Source organism: uncultured Methanobrevibacter sp. (assembly GCF_937906425.1).
Classification (GTDB): Archaea; Methanobacteriota; Methanobacteria; order Methanobacteriales; family Methanobacteriaceae; genus Methanobrevibacter.
On record NZ_CALCYR010000161.1, the window covers coordinates 1 to 14762 of the forward strand.

The 14762-nt window shown below is 32.3% G+C and carries 12 protein-coding genes; 1 reads left to right on the forward strand and 11 read right to left on the reverse strand.

Features of this window, described 5'->3' with window-relative positions:
* Positions 1-182: 182 nt before the first annotated feature.
* Positions 183-554: a DUF2283 domain-containing protein gene (locus Q0138_RS04575; protein ID WP_297981529.1), complete on the reverse strand. Its 372-nt coding sequence runs from the start codon at positions 552-554 to the stop codon at positions 183-185.
* A gap of 108 nt (positions 555-662) precedes the next feature.
* Between Q0138_RS04575 and Q0138_RS04580 the strand changes: the two genes are divergently transcribed.
* Positions 663-806 (forward strand): hypothetical protein, encoded by a 144-nt coding sequence (locus Q0138_RS04580; RefSeq protein WP_297981531.1) that lies wholly within the window; start codon positions 663-665, stop codon positions 804-806.
* A 23-nt stretch (positions 807-829) separates the two neighbouring features.
* On the opposite strand, the gene Q0138_RS04585 is transcribed toward Q0138_RS04580, so the two are convergent.
* From Q0138_RS04585 to Q0138_RS04630, 10 genes are all read right to left on the reverse strand, one after another.
* On the reverse strand, positions 830-1018 hold the full coding sequence (locus Q0138_RS04585) for a hypothetical protein (RefSeq protein WP_297981534.1): 189 nt from the start codon (positions 1016-1018) through the stop codon (positions 830-832).
* A 71-nt stretch (positions 1019-1089) separates the two neighbouring features.
* Positions 1090-1719: a hypothetical protein gene (locus Q0138_RS04590; RefSeq protein WP_297981536.1), complete on the reverse strand. Its 630-nt coding sequence runs from the start codon at positions 1717-1719 to the stop codon at positions 1090-1092.
* A 19-nt stretch (positions 1720-1738) separates the two neighbouring features.
* Positions 1739-3886 (reverse strand): phage minor head protein, encoded by a 2148-nt coding sequence (locus Q0138_RS04595; RefSeq protein ID WP_297981539.1) that lies wholly within the window; start codon positions 3884-3886, stop codon positions 1739-1741.
* 1 nt (position 3887) lies between these two features.
* Positions 3888-4367, reverse strand: a complete 480-nt coding sequence (locus Q0138_RS04600) for an XkdF-like putative serine protease domain-containing protein (RefSeq protein WP_346662266.1) — start codon at positions 4365-4367, stop codon at positions 3888-3890.
* 424 nt (positions 4368-4791) lie between these two features.
* Positions 4792-4962 carry a hypothetical protein gene (locus tag Q0138_RS04605; RefSeq protein WP_297981541.1) on the reverse strand — a complete coding sequence of 57 codons (171 nt, stop codon included), beginning with the start codon at positions 4960-4962 and terminating at the stop codon, positions 4792-4794.
* Between the two features lie 143 nt (positions 4963-5105).
* Positions 5106-7853, reverse strand: coding sequence for a phage minor head protein (locus Q0138_RS04610; protein ID WP_346662267.1), 2748 nt, complete (start codon positions 7851-7853; stop codon positions 5106-5108).
* Positions 7771-9438, reverse strand: a complete 1668-nt coding sequence (locus Q0138_RS04615) for a phage portal protein (RefSeq protein ID WP_297981543.1) — start codon at positions 9436-9438, stop codon at positions 7771-7773. The genes Q0138_RS04610 and Q0138_RS04615 overlap by 83 nt, the downstream gene beginning before the upstream one ends.
* Before the next feature lie 312 nt (positions 9439-9750).
* Positions 9751-11220, reverse strand: coding sequence for a sodium-dependent transporter (locus tag Q0138_RS04620; RefSeq protein ID WP_297981544.1), 1470 nt, complete (start codon positions 11218-11220; stop codon positions 9751-9753).
* A 440-nt stretch (positions 11221-11660) separates the two neighbouring features.
* Positions 11661-13133, reverse strand: a complete 1473-nt coding sequence (locus tag Q0138_RS04625; protein WP_297981546.1) for a homoserine O-acetyltransferase — start codon at positions 13131-13133, stop codon at positions 11661-11663.
* A 556-nt stretch (positions 13134-13689) separates the two neighbouring features.
* Positions 13690-14457: a hypothetical protein gene (locus tag Q0138_RS04630; RefSeq protein ID WP_297981548.1), complete on the reverse strand. Its 768-nt coding sequence runs from the start codon at positions 14455-14457 to the stop codon at positions 13690-13692.
* Positions 14458-14762: the final 305 nt, after the last annotated feature.

Consider the following 14762-nt stretch of genomic DNA (forward strand, 5'->3'; position numbering starts at 1 on the left):
TTTAAAATTAGTAAAATAAGGATTATATGAGCGTAGTTTAGAAAAAACTAAAAAAGTAGTTATGAATAAAAAGGGCTAACAAGTTACAAAAAGTCACATTTTGAACTAAGAAAATTAATTAAAAAATTAGAAAAAAAAGAAAAAAATTAAGATTATTCAAAAACTGAAAAAACCTAAAAAAATTAATAAGCAGTTACCAATTCAGTCGCCATATTAGGAATATGATTCAAATTACTAGTGATGCGATTAACATCAACCACTTGATTCTTATTACAAACAAGGACAATTAACTGAACTTTCAAACTAATAGCCTCTTCAGTAATCTCTGAATGAACACTAATTTTAACAAGGTTGTTAAAATGAGATTTATCTATATGGAATACTTTAGAAGCATTTAAAAATTCAAATGCTACAGGTTTACCTTCAGTATCTAAATCTAATATCACATCATTATCTAACTCAAGGGAAACCTCATAATCATAAGGTTCAGCACAATATATGAACAAGGAATCTCCATTATGATCATAATCATACACCACTTCATTTCTATTCATTTTCTCACCCTTAATTTTAGTGGTATTAAATCTTCACCCATTGCTCCTTTAACTGGTTTGCCTCCAAATTTAACAAGTTCCACTTTACATTTTTTTAGTAAAAATTAATTGTCTTCCTCTTCAGATAATAATACTAACTGGACCTCTCGTCCAATCCATTTCTTAGGAACAATTATCCTAGCGCTATTGCCATGGGGCTTAGCAATCTTTATAATACTTTCATCAGCATTCTCAATAATGATTTTCAATTAAATAACACCTTCCAGGAAATTAGATTAATAATAATATTTTTCACCAGTGAATTCTTCCATCTCTTTACACCATTCTACATATGCTTCCCAACCCTCAGGATCAAGTTCTTTATAGTACTTGATAGAATCCTCACGATCTTCAGGAGTGTCCATCTCTAAAATAATACTTAAAGGAACGAAAAGTATTCCAGCTACACTATCTTCCCCACACATAATCTCTCTAATAATTACTCCTCCTTATCTACTTAATTTATATAATACTTTGTTACAACTAATATATAAAGTTAACCAATTATTTCCTTATGATTAGGAATCTCTGAATATTTCATTTTGTACAAGATATCATTAAATGCAGAATAATCCTTAATCAATTGAGAAAAGCGAGGATATTTGCTAATAAACTCCAACATAGTCTCCATAATAAAAATATGATATTTATCATGTGAAGATTCCACTAAAGAAATACTTTCATTAAAATACTCTTTATTAATTTTTTTTATCTCAACCTTATCATTCTCATTTATCCACCTTTTTCTTTTTAACATGGAATAAATAGATAAAAATATAGGAGGCACGAAATCATCCAGTTCAGCCAACTCATCCCCAAACATTAGAACAGCAACTTGATCTACAAGTTTCTCATAAGGTTCCCAAATAAAAAATTTAGAAAACTGAGGATGAACATTCAAAAAAGATATTAATTCTGCTTTACGTTCATCTAATGAATAATGTCTGGAATAATATAGTTTTTCCTCTACTTGTTCCCATAATCCTTTGTCCTTTATATTATCACAATACATCCTATAACTGGCGAAGCCACTAAAAGAGATACAAGACAAAAGGAGGATTGGAAGGTATCCGTCAAAATTTACTAATTCCATAACATCTTTTTCGGTCACTTTATTTTCTCTCATATTAAACACACTCCTTTTTTTAGTCAATCAATAATATTGTTACATATTTTTTCGTATGATCTATCTCTTTAACCATAAATTTCTGGTTCCGTGGTAAAGTGAACTCATGTTCTCTTGTAAGGCCTGCTAAACGAGGGTCATTAGCAGCTATTCCTTTCGTTCCTTTAGGTGCAAGTATCTTTACAAGATACCTGTCATCATATTGAAAGTTATCCCCCACAGATTTTTTATAACTTGTTGAAACCGGGTGTTTCCATTGAGCTATACTCCCAGGTTCTAAATCTAAAAATATCTCTTCCTCCCTTCCGGACCATAAAACAGTATCCTGAGTTAAACCACCACTTTTCTCCATAAGAGAATTTATATTTTTAACCCACTCCTTAATCTGTTTAATATATTCTTTTCGTCCAGTTTTCGATTTAGACCAATATCTCTCGCGGAAATCAACATCATTAAGGAAATATCCTTTTATGTCTATAGAGTGAATACCATAATAACAATTAGCACTTTCTATTTCTTTTTCAGAAATTTGAATGGATTGTTGTGATGCAATTTGTCTCTTTTCTAGTTTTCCTTTTTCTGAAACACTTTCAAAATTATTAGAATCATCCGCTTCAAAAGAAGATTCTTCCACTTTGTATTTCTTTAAATTAAGACGATTTTGTTCACGAAGCCCTGATGATTCTAATTTCTCCATTTTAGACTTAAGTTTTAAAATATCCTTTTCTAATTCTTTTTGTTTAGTAGGATTAGAAGTTTTATATTCTGAAACTTTTCGTTTTAAGTCTACAAGATGGTTCTGATATTGTTTTCTTTGTCGTTTGCTTAATTTCTTTCCAACTTCACGTAATCTTTTAGAATCTGGAATTTCCAATAATTCATTTAAATTAATATCTGTTTTTGAAGTATTAACATTTTGTGCTTTAGATAACTCCTCACCAGATTTACTTAATCTTTTAAATTTAGAATCCTCTGAAAGATTATCTTCAAACCTCGGAGTCCCATAGGCTTCTTTGAAAGGTTTATTCTCATTGTCTAAAATAGTGTATTTCTGTTTTTGTTTATAATTATCTATTTTTGGCAAATTGTCTTTTGATATGTATTTTACTCTGATTCCATGATGTGAAAGTTTTTTATCTAATTCTTTACTATAACTTTCAACATTTTTTACTAAGAATTTTTGGTATCTCCCGTTTAGTGCAAGGCCTTTTTCTTGTTTTGTGATTTTCTTTGATTGGTAGGCTTTTTGGATTCTATTATAATATTCAGATTCTGCATCTAAAAATTCTCTTCTAAGAATATTGTTGAAATCAATCATACTATTTCTTAATGAAATGTTATCAGTGACATCCCTTTTTTCCAGTTTCATTACTATTAATCCATTATCCGTTGTGGATGTTAATCCGTATTCTGTTTTAAGCATTTTATTAACATCTATGCTACTTGGAATAGGGGAGTGACCTTGAGGATGGTTGTGTATGCTTAACTTGAATCCTTTTTCTTCAAAAATATCTTCAACAGGATTGTGTAAGATTCTTGTGTCCATGTAATCTGTGTAATTGTTCAAGACTTGTTTGCCTTCACTGTCCCATGCAGACATGGTTTCGAATCTTAACTTGTCGGTTTGCAATTTATGCTTAGCCAACTCAGAAGATATTAATTCTATATCTTCATCTGGAATAAAACCTTTCAATTCATCAGTAATGGCATTCTTTAACTGGCGATATGGAGATTCCATACGATATTGATCTATCACTCCCTCAGATTGATAATATTCTAATGGATATTCTCCATTCAAGGCATCCTCAACAGTAATTGGCCTATAACCAGGAATGTCTATCAGTTGGTCTTCTGTAAACTCCGGCAATCCTAGTGGAGCCATCTTGCCTAATGGAATAATATAAGGTAAAGTTGTGCATCTGCAGTTTATCCATTCTTTAATTGGTCCGCTTTTATCACCTGGAAAGAGTAATCCGTTGCTGAAGGTATTTCCTACTGCTACGATATGCCCATGCAGTGGTGCATGACTGTCTCTTACTCGATTGTCTTGTCCTGTCCACCACATATGGTACTCAACGCCAAGCTCATCATAAACACTGAATGCACCTTCATTTTGGGGGGAATTTATTTCAGTCCTTGCTATACGCCTTGACTCCCAACCTTTCAAACTAGAGAATTCTTTTTATCCTTGATTTGGTGCTGACATTGAAACTGGAATTTAACAATTTCTTGAGTTTTTCAGCATCCTTACATTCTATTGTTGTTGCACTAACTCCAGTATACTGTTCATTTTTAATTCCTTGAATCACATCCTGGTCTGTAATTTTTACTGTAACAAACCATGTGCCAGTAGGATATTCTCTTGGTGTGCCATCAATGAATTTCACTATTGTAGGCTCTGTAGTAACATGTGATTCTAAAACTGTTCCTATTACTCGGCTATTATATAGGAATTCATGCTCCAAATCAACAATCCTCCATTCAAGGAATCCTGAAGCTAAACCTTTAATCTCAGATTCTGTCAATGGTTTTTCTCCATATTCATATTCACAATCCTTTTGGTAAGGTACAAGAACTGGACTAGTGACTATGATGTATTCCTTTGTTTCTTCGATAATGTTGATAATGGCAATGCACTCTCCAAAAATGTTGTTTTTTTTCCTACAAAATTCATTTTAATTTTTAAATAAAAAAGATATTAATTTTTTTTGGTGAAAAAAAATTATGAAGATAAATTGGTATCTTCATTATACATAGTGGAAAATTAGAAACTCAAAGGAAAACAAGCAAAAAAAGAAACAAAGAAAGAATAATGCTTTGTTTAGTAAAAAATAAAAAAGTAGTTTTAAATAAAAAAAGGCCAACAAGTGACGATTTGTCACGAGTTGACCATAAGTTTTTTTCACCATAATATAAATGTGGTGAAAAACCTGGAAAAGCATAAACATATTAGGTTTATGTATAACACTATACAATAAAATATTAGATAAAAAATAGTATAAAAAGTTTTAGAGAGAGAGAGCATTTGAAAAATAAAAAAAGAAAAAGAAAAAGAAAAAAGAGTTAATAAATTTATTCTCCTATTTCTTCCCAGATGAATAAGTCCCAGTGACCAGTAGCTTCACAATACTCTCGGAGAATACGATACTCCGCTTCCTCCCAAGTTTCATTTGGACCAATCCAACGGTCACCACGACCAAAAATATACCAATTACCAGATTCTACTAGATGTTTCTGATACATACGACGGTAAATATCCCTAAATTTAGGATCATCATCAAATTCCATACTCGCAAAAACCCATTGAGGCAATAACACACGGGTATTATTAATTATTTCATCTGCATGAAGCAATAAATAATCCTGGTTAAAGAAGTCTGCTCGTTTCATTTGTATCCAACCACCCTTAATTTAATAGGTATTAAATCTTCACCCATTGCTCCTTTAACCGGTTTACCACCAAATTTAATTAGTTCCACTTTACATTTTTTAAGCAAGAACTCCATTTCTCGTGCATAGTTCTGACCATGTAATGGATGGGAAACTCCAATTTCAGGAGGCGCATGCCAAGTACCTTGCTTAATAGGTGCAAGAAATGCTCCACGAGTACCTGTTGGTGCTTCAATCTGAATAAGATATTTCATATGTTTGGCGTTAGTTGCACTAAACCATAATGCACCTTCTTTTGAAATTGCCGCTGCACGGAAATTAGGGAAATCCATAATATCCCCAACAACTATTGAAGACAGATTATGATCTTCTTGAACTCTCCATAATGTAATGCCTTGTTTCAGTTGATTATTCAAAATATTATCCAATACTGGAACATCATGAGCAATGCTACGAGCCAATTTTTTAGCAAGAGATTTACTAATCTTTATTGTCTGATTGTTAGTGCACTCGTTATAATAATATTTATAATACTTTAAGGAATTGTCTTTTTCGTAGGCTTTTGCCATGTCATAAATCCATTTCTCGAACTTCTTAACATCACGGTCACAATCAACTTCAAAGTTAGTGAATGCCTTATAGTCACGACCTAACCATCTATGAGCCACTTGCTGCTCACGAACAGTCATGTCTCGAGCATCCTTAGTGAAATAATCTATGATTTCTTCACCATTAGGAAGTAAACCTTCCTCATTAGTTCCTTTAAATTTCTTTAAATTTTTAGGATTTTTATCTAAAGGAATCTCTGATTTATAGTTAGACAATGGTTGTTCTAATACCCTTTTATCTATTTTAATATTTGTTTTCACTTGCTTATATAATTTTTTAAATTTAGTATAATCCTCGTAATTTAATCCACCATGTTTTTTATTTAATGCATTGAGATAGGCAAATTCATCTTGTGCTTGCAAGAGTTCCTTCCTCTTTAATTCTTGGGAAGATAGTTTTTGACCTAATAATTCTTTTTTCTCAAGTTTATAGAGTTCCTCATTTTCTTTTTTAGTTAATTTAAACTCTTTTGCTTGTTTATAAGTTTGTTCTCGAGAATAATATTTTTTCTCGGTTGTGAATTTCAGGTTTATGTCTAAATCTGGCAAATCCCATTTAGTTTTATATTCAGAATACAATGTAACATAATTTTTAGAGTCTATATCATCTAAACCTTCATTGATTAACTTTTTATGTAATGTGTTTAAAGAATTTTTATCCGTTAATTCAAAAAGGTATTTTTTTTCTTTTTCATTGAGAGAACTTTTATTATTTTTTAACTCTTTAAATACTGTTTTTTCTCTTGAATCTAACTTAAATGATTCGTCTTTTTTAAATACATCTTTTTTATTAATTTCAATAGGTTTTACTTCGATTTTTCCTTTAGGGACCCAATCTTTAAATTGTTTGAATAATCTTTCATACCTTACTCCTTCAGCACCGGTTAATGAAAACACATCATTTGGATCTCCACCTTGAAGCAGTATTTTATTTCTAAGTTCATTAAACTCTTTTCTATCCGATAGGTCCCTTAATGCTCTCTTATCCAGAAACCTTAAGGAGCCTGTTTCTTTTAATTTTTTTAATTCTTTATACAGTTTAGTTTCTTGTTCTGTTAAAGCATACTTATCAAAACCATCAACATCCATATTTTTCAGTTGTTTGCTTCCTGTTTCATCCATGTCTGTCTTAAGCATCTTGCCTACATTGTCGGTTTGTAATTTATGCTTAGCCAACTCAGAAGATATTAATTCGATATCTTCATCCGGAATAAAACCTTTCAAGGCATCTTCAACAGTTATTGGAGTGTAACCTGGAATATCTATCAATTGTTCTTCTGTAAACTCGGTCAAACCAAGGGGTGCCATCTTGCCTAATGGAATAATATAAGGAATGCTTGTGCATCTGCAGTTTATCCATTCCTTAATTGGTCCGCTTTTATCACCTGGAAAAAGTAATCCGTTGCTGAAGGTATTTCCTACTGCTACGATATGCCCATGCAGTGGTGCATGACTGTCTCTTACTCGATTGTCTTGTCCTGTCCACCACATATGGTACTCAACGCCAAGCTCATCATAAACACTGAATGCACCTTCATTCTGAGCAGTGTTAATCTCAGTCCTTGCTATACGCCTTGACTCCCAACCTTTCAAACTAGAAAATTCCTTAGTTATCTTGCGGCCTGCATCATTTATTCCCAACCCTTCATGGTAACTGTCTGACAAGTTATTTGTGATATTTTGACTTACCCTTGCAAGTGTAGTGTCGCTTGCTTGGAAAGTGTTATACCTTAAGCTATCCTCGATTTGAGGATTGGTGCGGAATAAACCAACATCCTCTTGCCTTATGATTTGAGGCTCATATAGGCTTGCCTTGGCACTGACCTTTTTCTGCTGAATAGTGTATAATGTAGTTGCAGTTTCACGTGCATTGTAGAATTGAGTCAAGCCATGCTTCAAGAGTATAGCTTGATATTCCGGTTTCATATCTTCCACTATGGTGTAAACCTTGTTTACATGCAGGAAGAACAGTTCGTCCTCATAATAAGTGTCAATGAGTTTCTGTATTTTTCTTTGTAATTTGCTAAACCATCGTCTTAGGTCTTTTTCCAGTTTATTTTCTTCTGCGGAACGCATCTGAGATTGTTTGTCTAAAAGTCTTAATATCCTTTTTGACTGATGCACTTTCAATGACATCCTCACCAATGTGTCCCTCTGATTGTACAATTGACTCATCAAGACTAACCGCCTCACCTAAAAGGTCATTCTCAAGACTGCTAAGCATTTCATCTGCTTCGCCACTGACTGGAGTATCATTCCATATATTATCCAATGGCTGACCATTCAGATAATACTCATCCAAGAAAGGATTATCCGGTGCGGTCAATCCAAACTTGTCACCTATATTCTCAATTATCTGCCTTGGCGTAATTGATGCCATATTGAACAGTTCCTTGATTATTGCTATGTCTCCTGCATAGTCACGGTTATCATGTTCTATTATCTTGAATTCCCAATCGATTATTCCAAAGTCATCCTTTAGGATTTTGTTAATCATGAACTCATCATCATCACGTATAGGGGCAACCACATCATTCTTGTAATTCACTGTAGCTTCCCTGATATTGGATCCTCCAAGCGAACCGTTCTCATTAATTCCTAGTTTGTATGGTGGCACACGGTGGGTATGCAGTATTTCATCCCTGTTATCTTTTCGGTATAGTCTGAAGCCAGCTTCCTTGGTGTCGACACTAAGTGGCTGAAGCTTAATGTCCACGTTCCCTTCTTCACCTTCGGAAGGTATTGTGATTGCCATAGCACTATGAGGGTTCCTGATAACTTCTTTCAATTGTTGGCTAATCTTATATCTGAGTGTTTCTGTAACATCATAATCGGGGTTAGGTATTTTGTTGCCGTTTTCATCTTCAATGTAAGGCTTTTCGTCATAGTCATAGAAATCCCCACTTACTAATACTGCAAATGCAGGCATTCCATAGTTCTTGAAGAAACTGGTGTTGTAATTGTTACGGCTCATGTCCCCATAGATTGTAGGTATGCTTCCGATTATTTTGGGCAAACCGTAATATTGGCTTTTTGGATTGTAATCCATAGTCCATAATAACTCATTTGCTTTTTCCTCAGGCTTTAAACTGTTATATGGGTGGAATTTGCCTGTGTCTGCATGAACATCACATTTCTTATTGTTCTCATCATAGTTTTTCCCATATAATACAAACCACACTTCCTTTCCAGCTACCCGTTGAACAGCTCTTTTCCCATCTCTTGTACGTCTTAGGGTGTAGCTTGGTATATGCGCTATGTTGACTATTCTGGACTTGGACTTGTTTTCGCGTATTATTTCCAATGCCCCATAGCCGGTTGCTTTTCGGTCATAGTTCATATGATAGAGGAGCTTGTTGATCTTGGTTTCCAGTTTTGGGAATATTGTGGTAATTTTCGGTTTGGTGGCATCATCTTCGTTTTCACCGGTAACTGGTACGAAGTCGTAGCTTATTCCTGCTGCATCACGACTGATTACATCAACACAACTTTCATGGTAACTGTTCAATTCCAGGAGTTCGCATAATTGATACGGGTCGTATAATGGTTCGAGCAATGATTCATCATACATCCATCCGTCTGTTTTCAGTTGCTTGCTTCCTGTTTCATCCATGTCTGTCTTGATGCTGTAGCGGTCAAGTATCTTAGCACCTACTAGTTCAAACTCATCATTGTCATTAATGACAACAAAAGAGTCTACCTTTTTCTCTGTTTTACTCATGAGTATTCACCATCATAATGGTTTAGTTTTAAAATAATTAGCTAATTCTTTAATAAAAGGATGTTTTATAAAAATTTTAAAAAAATAGTTTACTATACAAATACATCACTTTCACTATACATAGTGGAAAATTAGAAACTCAAAGGAAACGGTTTAAAATTAGTAAAATAAGGATTATATGAGCGTAGTTTAGAAAAAACTAAAAAAAGTATTATGAATAAAAAATAGGAAAAATCTAATTAAAAAAAGAAGCAAAGAATTAAAATTTAAATTTAAAAAAATAAATAAAAAAAGAAGTAAGAGAAATAAAAACTATTCAGAGTCTTCAATTTCCCCTTTTGGTTTTAATCTAGTTAAAATAAAACCAAATGCAAGAACCGCAACTATAATAATTGAATCAATAATTATTTCAAACTGACTTGCATTCATGAACAATTGAATTATGCCATATGCCCACATTACAAAGAGCACAATAGGCAATATGTATTTTAAAACTAATTTCCATATTTTTCCAACCTTGAAAGTTGAATATTCATTCAATGCAGGAAGGAAGTGATCGATTCCATAAACCCAAGCGAATATGACACATTGGACTCCAATCAATAGAAGGATTCCAAACTCATTTACAAATGAATCAATTATTCCAACCAGGTAACTGCTTATTCCAGTTGTCAGAAGCACTGAAAATGCACAGCCTATTATACATAATATTGTAGCTGTTTTCTTCCTTGTCATTCCAAACTTGGCACTGCTTGATGAAAGCATAGGTTCAAGGAAACCAAGAGCGGAAGTGATTCCTGCAAAGAGAATTGCCAAGAATAACAATGGAGCAAGGATTCTGCCCATTATGCCCATGACATTGAAAATCATAGGGAAAACAATGAATACCAAACCTGTTCCCTCTGTAACAAGCTTGTTCATAGCCATTCCAGAGTTTAAAGACATGTATCCCAATATTGAAAATACGCCAAATGCAGTACATATTTCAAAAAGGGAGTTAGATGCAACTACAATAAGTACATTGTCAGTTAATTTGGAAGCCTTTGGAAGATAGCTTGCATATGTCAAAGCAATTGCCTGACCCATACTTAATGAAAATATGATTTGTGCAAAGGCTGCAAGCCAAATGTTTACATCAAGAAGCATATTCCATCTTGGCCTAAGCAATGAGTCAATACCAATCATGTGACCAGGGAGTGTCAATGCATAGACAATGATGATGGCCATTATTACAAACAATGCAGGAATAAGGACCTTTGAAACCTTACCAATACCTTCCTCAACATCCCTATGGGAAATAAACCACAATACAATCCACATAAGTATTACACAGATTGTGGTTGGAAGAAGCAAAAATCCTGCAGAAGCCAAATCACTGCTGCCCCCTACTGTATTTGTAAAGTAGGCCGCTGTGTCAGCTCCCCATCCAAAGGTAAAACTTGTCAATAGGTATACCAAGTCCCAACTCAGTATAACCATATAATAAATCACAACAATAAAAACAAACAAAACCAGTATCCAGGCAATTATTTCATACTTGCCATTGATTTTCTTCATTATATTGGAGAAGGATTCCTTAAAACTGAATCCCACTCCATATTCAAGTATTAAAAAAGGAATTCCCATTATTGCGATTGCTACAAAATAGGGAATGAAAAATGATCCTCCACCATTGGTATAAAGCACATAACTAAAACGCCAAATGTTTCCAAGACCAACAGCAGCCCCAATCATAGCAAATATAAATGAAAGAGAACTATCCCATTCGTGAGTTTGAGCCATATTAATTTATCCTTAATCTTTTTAACATATAATTTTTTTATTGTTTTTATATAAAATACTTAACCATTATAAGTAGAATTAAGAAAAGGAAGAAAGTCAATGAAAAAAAGAATTCAGAATTAAAGAAATAAAGTTTAAAGTCCAAATAAAATAAGAATAAAAACTTTAAATCCTAATAAAAAGAATCCGAATTTAAAGTCCAAATAAAAAAAGAAAAAAACTTTAAATCCAAATAAAAAGAATCTGAATTTAAAGTCCAAATAAAAAAGAAATAATCTTAAAAACTTAAATAAAAAAAGAAAAAAACTTTAAATCCAAATAAAAAGAATCCGAATTTAAAGTCCAAATAAAAAAGAAATTATCTTAAAAAGCCCAAAATGAAAAGAATTTAGACAAGATTCTCCAGCTTTTGCACCTGAAAGCCAGCGAAAAAGCTGGAATTAATAATTAGAAATCAAATGAGAAATTTGATCTGTAGTAATAATTCCCTCAAGGCACAAGTCGTCATCAACTACAGGAAGACAGGAAATGTCATATTTCTTCATCTGCCGAGCAATATACTCAATTGAATCATGGGCCTTACAGTATCTGACTTCCTTAGTCATTACATCACTCAATTCAGTGATGTCCTTAGCAATTGACTTGGACAAGTCCCAAGCGGTTACAATACCTAAAAGCACATTATCGTCATCCACTACAGGAATATGTGTAACCTCATTGTCAAACATCAGATTAGCTGCATGCTTAATGTTTGAATCAATGTCAATTGTAGGAATGTCATTCTTCATTAAGTCCTCAACAAGGTTTTCAGAAAGGAAATTGCCTAAAAGGAAGTTCATTTGACCGTTTTCAAGTAAAAATGCATCATGACCGTAATTGGACTTGACCTCATTGTAGATTACCTCAACATCATTGGTTTGAAGTGCAGTCAAAAGGTCCTTGCTCTGGTCAACAGGATATAGCCAGTCAGAGTCTACAGCAATAATCTGTATCTTTGAGCGAATGCTTTTTAAACCGTCAGCAAGGGAACCTTCAAGAGACAAATCAAAGTAATCAACAGCCTTTGTAATGTAAAGGTAAGTGTTTGCGTCAAAACGCTTTACAAAGGATTCTCCTTGATGGTGCAAGTAACTTTCAACCTGAAAATCAAGGGTAAAGTCATAACTTAACTGGTCCTTGTCCTGCAGGTCACGTCCAAACTTGATATACATTGATTCATCACTTAAATAGGTGATGTGACCTATCATACGAGCCACTGCAAGTCCAGATCTAGGAGTTCTATCTTCCCCATAGTATTTTCCCTCATTCCAGAATGGATCTGAAATGATGGATTGCCTTCCAACCTCATTGAAAGCGATTTGCTGAGGTGATGATCTTGCAGTTGTAGCTATGATACTTGCCTTTTCCATCATTGTAGGATAGCTTACAGTCCATTGCAATGCCTGCATTCCACCCATTGAACCTCCAACTACCGCATGTAATTTTTCAATTTCCAAATGTTCAATAAGTTTCTTTTGAGCATGAACCATGTCCTCTATGGTAACTATTGGAAAATCAAGAGCATATTCCTTTCCAGTTTCAGGATTTATTGAAGCAGGTCCGGTGGATCCCTTACAACCTCCTAAAACATTAGAACATATAACAAAGTATTTATCTGTATCCAATGCCTTGCCAGGACCTATTACAATCTCCCACCAACCTGGTTTTGCATCGTTAGCATGATAACCTGCAGCATGTGCATCTCCAGTCAATGCATGACAAACGAGAATTGCATTAGATTTAGCGGAATTTAACTCCCCATAAGTTTCATAAGCAAGTTCTACATTGCTAAGGGTTTTCCCTGAACTTAATTTTAAATCCTCATCAATAGTAAAATATTTGGTTTCTACTCTACCAACAGATTTTTGTTTCATATAAGTCCCTATTTAATTTTAAGAATACTGAATTTTATCCCAAAAATAATTCAGCACACTGATTCTACAATACCTGACAAATAATAATTTTTAAAATGAGAATTATTATTTTTTTAATGAACAATAATTTAAAAAAGATTATTTGTTATTACCTTAAATTAGTTTATTTTTAACAACATTATTATCTTTATAATAAATTATATTTAATTATTTGTATAATATGAAATATTTTTTAAAAATAATAATAAATATAACAATTGTTAATTTTATAAAAACTCATATAAATAGTTTAAGAAACATGAAAAGAAAAAACTTTAGAAAATTAGTAAAAATCAAATTAAATGCAAAAGTGACAAGAAAATAACTTGATAAAATAAGTAAAAATTTTAAAAAAAATAAAAAATTATAAAACTGGATTAAAATTATAAAAAATAGATAAAAATTAAGAAAAAACTTTAAAAAATAGATAAAAATTAAGAAAAATTAATAAAAAATAAAATAAACTAAAATAAAAAAGTAAAAATTAAAAAAAGGAAATAAAAAGAATTTAAACAAATTATTCACTCACATGAACATCTGCTTCGGTGTCAAATGGATTTGTACGGATAGCAAGTGAAATCATATAAGGATAATGCTTATTCAAGTATCTTAAGTAATAAATCCATTCATAAACCAATTTGGAATAAACCCTTTTAATGTCTCCATTCAAATGATTGAAATCAGCATCTTTAATGTCTGAAAAGTCTCCCCTTCTTGCAAGTTCCTCATCCAAGTGTAAGATTGCAAGTAAAAGAGATGAAAATTCATCCTTTTCAAGTAAATTAGGGTTATTGATTAAGTTTACTAAAAATTCCCTATTATTTACCAAGATTTCATAAACCTTTGACAGGAACTCTTCCCTATCTTCTGTAGCCACTTCAGCCTTAAAGTCTACAGGATTGGATTTTAACTCTTTTAATTTATTTGCATAATCCTTGTCATCCCATGAACTGATATTCTTTAAGTCTTCTGTATAGATTTTATTAGCATTGACATTGCTGAACTCATTGATTAGATCATTTCCAATTTCAGAGAAGAATGTGCCCATAAGCATATCTATCTTTTCAAGAATGGCCTCATGTTCCTTTCTGCCCATAATCTCTTCAAGAACAAGAGCTACAATAAGGATATCTATTGGAATAAATCCTATATGTTTCCAAAGATATGCAATAATCTCTTCCCCATCTCCAAAGATTAAAAAACGAGCCAAGAAAATGACAACCGCTAAAATAAACATAAGTATTGCGAATTTAATTTTCCATTTACTAGGATCAGATTCTCTCATATATTAATCTCCTATATAATAAAAAAAGTAAAAATAATAAATTACCAATAATAGTTTTTACTTTTAAATATTATAAATCATTCGTTTTTTAATAAAAAATCAATTTAAAATACTTAATTCCTTTAAGTAAAAATTACTTAAAAGAAAATTAAAATTTGATAAAATTCGTAAAAATATAACTTAAAACAAAAAATTATGATAAAAAATAATTAAAATATTGTTTTAAAAAAAATTATGATAAAAATTAGTCAAATATTGATAAAAAATAAGAAAAAAAAGAATTTTGATAAAAAAAATTGTTTAAA

What these genes read in the sequence shown, in the direction of transcription:
- Q0138_RS04575 (WP_297981529.1), bottom strand. Translation starts at nt 554, where the DNA reads ATGAATAGAAATGAAGTGGTGTATGATTATGATCATAATGGAGATTCC.
- Q0138_RS04585 (WP_297981534.1), bottom strand. Translation starts at nt 1,018, where the DNA reads ATGTGTGGGGAAGATAGTGTAGCTGGAATACTTTTCGTTCCTTTAAGT.
- Q0138_RS04590 (WP_297981536.1), bottom strand. Translation starts at nt 1,719, where the DNA reads ATGAGAGAAAATAAAGTGACCGAAAAAGATGTTATGGAATTAGTAAAT.
- Q0138_RS04605 (WP_297981541.1), bottom strand. Translation starts at nt 4,962, where the DNA reads ATGTATCAGAAACATCTAGTAGAATCTGGTAATTGGTATATTTTTGGT.
- Q0138_RS04610 (WP_346662267.1), bottom strand. Translation starts at nt 7,853, where the DNA reads ATGTCATTGAAAGTGCATCAGTCAAAAAGGATATTAAGACTTTTAGAC.
- Q0138_RS04615 (WP_297981543.1), bottom strand. Translation starts at nt 9,438, where the DNA reads ATGAGTAAAACAGAGAAAAAGGTAGACTCTTTTGTTGTCATTAATGAC.
- Q0138_RS04620 (WP_297981544.1), bottom strand. Translation starts at nt 11,220, where the DNA reads ATGGCTCAAACTCACGAATGGGATAGTTCTCTTTCATTTATATTTGCT.
- Q0138_RS04625 (WP_297981546.1), bottom strand. Translation starts at nt 13,133, where the DNA reads ATGAAACAAAAATCTGTTGGTAGAGTAGAAACCAAATATTTTACTATT.
- Q0138_RS04630 (WP_297981548.1), bottom strand. Translation starts at nt 14,457, where the DNA reads ATGAGAGAATCTGATCCTAGTAAATGGAAAATTAAATTCGCAATACTT.